Genomic DNA, 3224 nt, shown 5'->3' on the forward strand with positions numbered 1-3224 from the left:
TTCTAAAGAGTATTTCTGTTCTGTCATTATGCTGCTCTCACTATGTAGTTAAATGCGACGTTGCGGGGTCTATTTTCGTTAGCTGTGGGGACGACACGAGATGCATCAAATGTAAACGATAAAGTACCGCCCCCACCGCCTGCCGCTCTCCCACCCCGTCTGTATGTGTAATTGAATGCACCGGATGCGTCGCCGCCGCTTTCTGCTGTCGCATCACCCCAGCTGCCCGTAATATTTCTGATTGCGTCTCCTTGCCAGGTTCCGCACACTCTACCCGGATCGACTCCCCGACTATCATCCCAGCCTCGAATAAATTCGCCTCTTAAATCAGGCACTCTACCGGCAGGATAGGCTTCTGCTAACTTTGGGTATAAAGATTTATCGAATGTCTGACCGTTGCATGTGAGGTAACCGGGTGGTGTGTAGCGGTGGGGGTATGGAACAGGAACGCCGACTGGAACTGCAATATCGCTTGTATAGACACATTCACCGCCAATTATTTCTTTATTATTATTTGAAAATTGTGCAAATAGACGTCCTCTAGAATCAACCCAGATCTGTCCATAGTCGCTATCACCAACGCTAATTCCTTTTGCATAATTAACAGACGCTCCACCACGAAATGGGCCGTTGTATCCCAACGTTGGAATTTTATCAATTGATTTCAGACTGGGGTAAGCCCCTACATCACCAGCCCCTAAATTGACATCTCCGGTCAACGCCTTGCCATTCACTTTCCGGCTACTCGGCACGGCATTATTCGCCTTATTCACAGTTTCCGATAAGCCGAGGTTTTTCACAAACTCACTTTTGTTAGGGATGTCGGCACCGTTTTGGGATTTTGACAGTTTACTATTAGCATTGTCATTCACATCAGTAACTAACTTCTGAGTGGCCGCAAGGGTATTACTGTTACCTGTTTTGTCTGTGAGTTGAGTTATTCCTTTTTGGGTTAGTGAGGCGTCGTGAATTTCTACCGCGCTGTTATCAATTAATCTTTTGATAGCAGCAAAAAGCTGACTGTCATTTTTATTATCTAATTTAATTCCCGCGCCTTGGACTGCGTTAATTAATTCACGCTGAACGGTATTAAACCACCCTGCGTCTAATAATGTCGGTGCAATACCGGCTGCGACATTGCCATTTGTAAATTCGCCGTTCTTATCGGCGGTATTTGTAATATCCCCAATTTTTTGCATAGCAAAACCTCACTCATAAGGTGATTAGAAAATAATAAATAAAGGGTTATTTAGTTGCTGTAGCCGAATTGCAGAATTGTATGAGATGGACAAAGACGATTAAATTGACATTCAAGCCTCTTATTACCCCATGACCTCAACGGATCGCCGCAATAACTGCCACCAGCCACGGCATAGAAAATAGTTGTTTTTGGTGCGTTAATTCGCCATGTAAACGGCCAATCTTCACCGTTTAATGCTTCCCCGCAAACTGATTGCCCCGCCCGCGCTTGTCTGTACTCAGTAATTGTGATGGTATAGCCCATTGTCGCAGCAAGATTAATGAAAAATTCTTTCGACTGTCCACCATCTCTCAACAATCGAGAAACAACCGTTTTCTGTCTGAGCGGAATAGTATCAACTTCCCCAATCCCGCAGTCATCCGGTAGCCCCAATGATTTTTCCCACTCTGGCAGCATGATAGTAGCTGTTGCGGGGAAAGCACCTTCAATTAACCCCCATGCGTCACGATCACTTCGGTAATATGAATGCGCAATCGCTCTTGTTACTGCATTCATAACAGATGAGTGCTGACGAGTCCATGCTAAGCCAGACGGTAACAATCCGTTTAATGCTGATGTATAGTCTTCTACGCTATATCGACTCATGTATAGATAACCTCCCCTCGCAACGGCAGTTCTCCAACCCCTAATTTGATATTGCTTGTCGGATTTGTGATGACGAATCCCGCAGTACCTGGCACATCAGCAATCGCATATTGCAATTCTGAAATAAGAACTTTTCCGGTTCCGTCAGGATTTCCACTTTCAAAAAATACATTATCAATAGCTGCGGCAATAGCATTCGTTACATCACGACTAACATAAGATATACCGTTGATTATAATGTCAATTTTACGTTTAATTGGGGAGCAAACCCACACCAACGCAGTGACTGGCTGTAACGGGTAGATATGATCAGCGACTCTTGCTTGATCTCCCATTGCTGACGTACCGTAATTTTCCAGCTTAGAAAATCCATCAGTACCGGTTGGGAAACCGCCTTTTCCGTTATTATCGCACATGATATAGATACCAACGGTACCAGCACCCATCGCTCGCCGGCGAATCCACACACGAGTAACACCCGGCACGGACAAAGCCCACAGCTTGTAGTCATCATCAGAGCCGCCTGATAGTAACCCTTGGTACGCAAGAAGAATTCGGGAACGAAAATCATCTTCATTTTCAATATCTGCCCCGCCGATAATCGGTGTTACAGCTTTTCCCTGAACGTCAACCCCGGCAATACTTTGATCGAGTGTTAACACTGTCCCCGCGTCAGCATTACCTGCGCTTCCTCCACCTGTGACATCATCGGAAATGTCCGGCAGAATTGCTGCTATTAATGCATTAGCGGTGCCATCTTGTGCTATACGAACGTCATAAAGCGTTTTGTATTGATAACCGTCGCCCCGATTTAGTATTGTCCCTGCCGGAATCATTGCCCCCTCAACACCTGTAAACTGGTAATCATTGCAAATGGCTGCGTTAGCCGGTTTGCGAAAGACCTTTTTCATTGCCCCCCAACCTGCAAGATGTTCATCTGTCGCGGTAAAGGGCGTAGTTTGCAGTGCGATATAGTCAAGATAGCCGTAGTGTAAATGGGCCATGCCGGCGTCCATGTCAGCAAGAACGCCCATATTTGAATATCTCAGCAATGTACCAACATCATCAAGTTCAGACTGTAAAAAGCTGCGGTTCTGCTCACGCAATTCAGATAGTGTTTGTCGTTTGAATGGCATTATTCTTTTCCCATACCCAGAAAAATCTCAGATCTTCGGCTTCTCTTCCTGGCCGTTGATAGCGAATAATCATATTTAATCGATTTGGGTAAACGATTTGAGTGTTGATATTTACAGAAGCGACAACGCCATCGTCTAACATCCACTGTAGCGCCTCACGCGCATAATCTTCTGCTTTCAGCGCGACGGCGGTAGTGAGTTTTTGGCGTCGAATTAACCATAATCTTGAGCCAATTTGGTAA

General features: G+C 45.4%; 4 protein-coding genes. All 4 read right to left on the reverse strand.

The window, feature by feature from the left end:
* Window positions 1–26: 26 nt before the first annotated feature.
* Window positions 27–1199 (reverse strand): phage tail protein, encoded by a 1173-nt coding sequence (locus tag C6H66_RS27180; RefSeq protein ID WP_248000820.1) that lies wholly within the window; start codon window positions 1197–1199, stop codon window positions 27–29.
* Between the two features lie 50 nt (window positions 1200–1249).
* Window positions 1250–1846, reverse strand: coding sequence for a YmfQ family protein (locus tag C6H66_RS24340; protein WP_105396999.1), 597 nt, complete (start codon window positions 1844–1846; stop codon window positions 1250–1252).
* On the reverse strand, window positions 1843–2982 hold the full coding sequence (locus tag C6H66_RS24345) for a baseplate J/gp47 family protein (RefSeq protein ID WP_105397000.1): 1140 nt from the start codon (window positions 2980–2982) through the stop codon (window positions 1843–1845). Before C6H66_RS24345 ends, C6H66_RS24340 begins: the two co-directional genes overlap by 4 nt.
* Window positions 2954–3224, reverse strand: a 271-nt coding sequence (locus C6H66_RS24350; RefSeq protein ID WP_181150301.1) for a phage GP46 family protein, incomplete at its 5' end; no start/stop codon positions are given. The genes C6H66_RS24345 and C6H66_RS24350, both read right to left, overlap by 29 nt.

Source organism: Photorhabdus hindustanensis, assembly GCF_002968995.1.
In the GTDB taxonomy this organism is placed as follows: Bacteria; Pseudomonadota; Gammaproteobacteria; order Enterobacterales; family Enterobacteriaceae; genus Photorhabdus; species Photorhabdus akhurstii.